This is a genomic window from Oleiphilus sp. HI0079 (assembly GCF_001635105.1).
In genome coordinates this window covers 1-2975 of sequence record NZ_LWFT01000598.1, presented here as the reverse complement: position 1 = coordinate 2975, position 2975 = coordinate 1, and the positions used below count along the sequence as shown (strand labels likewise).

Sequence of the window (2975 nt, the reverse complement as noted above, 5' to 3'; positions counted from 1 at the left end):
TTTCTATGACGTTCTTTTCAATCAGGCGAGCGACTTGTTCGAAACCAAGCATGTCATACAGAGCGTCATAAAGAGGGCGCAAATACGGATCGACTTTCTGCGCAAGATCGCCCGGCAAGAATCCTAGCTTCTCGCCGGCTTCCACAGCAGGGCGAACTAATAGAATACGTTTAACCTCTTCCTTTTGCAGTGCTTCGACAGCGCATGCCACGGCTAGGTACGTCTTGCCGGTACCGGCGGGCCCAATGCCAAAGTTGATATCGTGCTGTTTAACCCGCTGTAAATAGAGTATCTGGTTCTGGTTACGCGCTTTCACCTGAAGCTTGGGTGTCTTGATGATAGCGTGGATGTCTTCGACTGGCTGGGCAGTGGCAATATCCTGAGAGGCCTCTTGAATATAGAGCTGAACGCTCTCTAGATTGACGTCTCTTTGATGCTCTGTGTCTCGATACAGGTACTTCAGTATATTTGCAGCGGCTTGTGCGCGGTCCTCATCGTCAGAGCGGATATTAAACATTGCGCCGCGCCTGTTGATTTCCACCAGAAGGCGTTTCTCAATGTATTTGATGTTCTCGTCAAACGGGCCGCACAAAATTGATAGCCTCTGATTATCTTCAGGGCTGAGAGTGATACTACGTTTGGCGACGCTACTGTTTTTCTCTCCAGAATTAGTAGTCATTGTTATCTATGCGCTCACCACGAAGGGAATTGGGGTAGGCATCAACAATGTTCACGTCAATGAAACGACCTATTAGAGCGGCATCGCTACGGTCCTGATTGGCCTTGAAGTTAACCACGCGGTTGTTTTCAGTTCGGCCTTGCAATTCACCTGGATCCTTTTTAGAGAAACCGGTAACCAAGATGCGCTGCTGCGTTCCAACCATGCGTCGGCTTATCTCATGGGCGCTTTGTGTGATGCGTTGTTGCAAAATATGCAGCCGCTGTTTTTTCAATTCCTCTGGGGTTTCATCTTTTAGGTCCGCGGCAGGAGTGCCAGGGCGCGCGCTATAGATGAAGCTAAACGATGTATCAAAACCGACGTCGTTGATTAGTTTCATTGTATCTTCGAAGTCTTTCTCTGTTTCACCGGGAAAGCCAATGATAAAGTCGGACGAGAGGCTGATATCTGGGCGAATTTTTCGTAAGCGACGTAGCTTAGACTTATATTCAAGAGCAGTATGACCGCGCTTCATCGCCGCGAGGATTCGATCCGAGCCACTTTGTACTGGGAGGTGTAAGTGGCTAACCAACTCCGGTACGGTCTCATAAACATCAATCAAGGCATCCGAAAACTCTACCGGGTGTGAGGTTGTGTAGCGGATTCGATCTACGCCGTCAATCGCAGCAATCAGCGTGATGAGCTCTGCTAGATCCATCACGTCATCATCGTGCGTCTTGCCCTGATAGGCATTGACGTTTTGGCCCAGCAAGTTCACTTCTCGAACTCCCTGAGATGCGAGATGAACGACTTCTGCAATCACGTCATCAACGGGGCGGCTGACTTCTTCGCCACGCGTGTAAGGCACCACGCAAAATGTACAGTACTTGCTGCAGCCTTCCATGATTGAGACGAAAGCCGATGCGCCCTCTACACCCGGGGCGGGTAGGTGGTCGAATTTTTCGACCTCCGGGAAGCTGATGTCAATTACACCAACGTCGGTAGTCTTGGATGCATCGATCATTTCTGGTAGTCGATGCAGTGTTTGGGGGCCAAAAACAACGTCAACAAAAGGCGCGCGGTCACGAATAGCCTCGCCTTCCTGGCTCGCAACGCAGCCGCCGACACCTATCGTCAGATTTGGGTTTGAGTCTTTGAGTTTCTTCCAGCGCCCTAGTTGGTGGAACACTTTTTCCTGCGCTTTTTCTCTTATAGAACAAGTATTCAATAAGAGAATATCAGCATCGTCTGCGCTGTCGGTAAGTTCAACGTCTTGGCCTTCACGAAGCAGGTCTGCCATGCGCGATGAGTCGTACTCATTCATCTGGCAGCCGTGCGTTTTGATAAACAGCTTTTTAGTCATCGAAGAAATTCAAACCCTGAGTTTAAAAGGTCGAGAATTATAGCGCCCACGACGTCTGAATTATAGCGATTTTTTGTTTGTTTTGTGTCCGTTTTGTAGGCTGTTTTATAAGCGTTTAGGTCGCTTTCTGAGTCGTAATTTTGCTATGATTCGCCGCCCTCAAGATCGCTTAGGAAGTTGATAGTATTTTTATGCAGAGTAAGAAAACATACAAAGTCGTTTTTTATAATCAGGACGAAGTGTTCGAAATCTTCGCTTCGCACGTTTTTCCGTCTGATATGTATGGTTTCATAGAGGTTGAGGAAATTTTGTTTGGAGAGCGTTCGCAATTGCTTGTTGATCCGAGTGAAGAGCGGCTCAAGAATGAATTTGCGGGTGTTAATCGAACTTTTATTCCAATGAATGCCGTCGTCCGTATTGACGAGGTAGAGCAGTGCGGTACGCCGAAAGTTAAGCCTAGTCAGGTAACGCAATTTCCTGGCGGGCCTAGCACCAAAAAATAATAGTTAGGAGAAAATAATGGGTATTTCAATGTTGCGTTTTGCGCCTATGTACGCGGGTTTGCTAGCGATCTTGATTATATTTTTAGGCTATAGGGTAACGGTCTTTCGAAGAGCTGAAAAGAAAAGTACAGAGCAAACCGACTGTTCTGTTGCAATGCGCTGCGCCATCCGCGCGCATGCTAATGCGTTAGAAAACGTACCTTTAGCGTTATTGCTTCTTCTTATGTTGGAACTAAACCACCTAAACCCGATTTTGACGAATATTCTCGGGAGCATGTTGGTACTTGGTCGCGTTATGCATGCTTGGGGCTTGTCGCGTGTTGATGGGTTAAGCACTGGGCGCTTTTACGGAACGATTCTAACTTGGCTCTCTATCCTCGGTATGGCGGTACTAAATATTTGGATTATTCTCCTACGCCCATTTGTTATATGACTCCAGAGCGTTACCTTA

The 2975-nt window shown here is 47.6% G+C and carries 4 protein-coding genes; 2 read left to right on the top strand and 2 right to left on the bottom strand.

Features of this window, described 5'->3' with window-relative positions; all coding sequences use genetic code 11:
- A partial coding sequence (locus A3750_RS10465; RefSeq protein WP_068548247.1) for a PhoH family protein occupies positions 1–679 on the bottom strand: 679 nt, incomplete at its 3' end.
- Positions 669–2021, bottom strand: a complete 1353-nt coding sequence (gene miaB / locus A3750_RS10460; protein WP_068465910.1) for a tRNA (N6-isopentenyl adenosine(37)-C2)-methylthiotransferase MiaB — start codon at positions 2019–2021, stop codon at positions 669–671. The genes miaB and A3750_RS10465, both read right to left, overlap by 11 nt.
- A 191-nt stretch (positions 2022–2212) precedes the next feature.
- On the opposite strand from miaB, the gene A3750_RS10455 reads away from it, so the two are divergent.
- A complete protein-coding gene (locus A3750_RS10455) occupies positions 2213–2524 on the top strand; it encodes a DUF1820 family protein (RefSeq protein ID WP_068451214.1) in 312 nt (103 codons plus the stop codon).
- A 16-nt stretch (positions 2525–2540) separates the two neighbouring features.
- Positions 2541–2957 (top strand): MAPEG family protein, encoded by a 417-nt coding sequence (locus A3750_RS10450; RefSeq protein WP_068451218.1) that lies wholly within the window; start codon positions 2541–2543, stop codon positions 2955–2957.
- Positions 2958–2975: the final 18 nt, after the last annotated feature.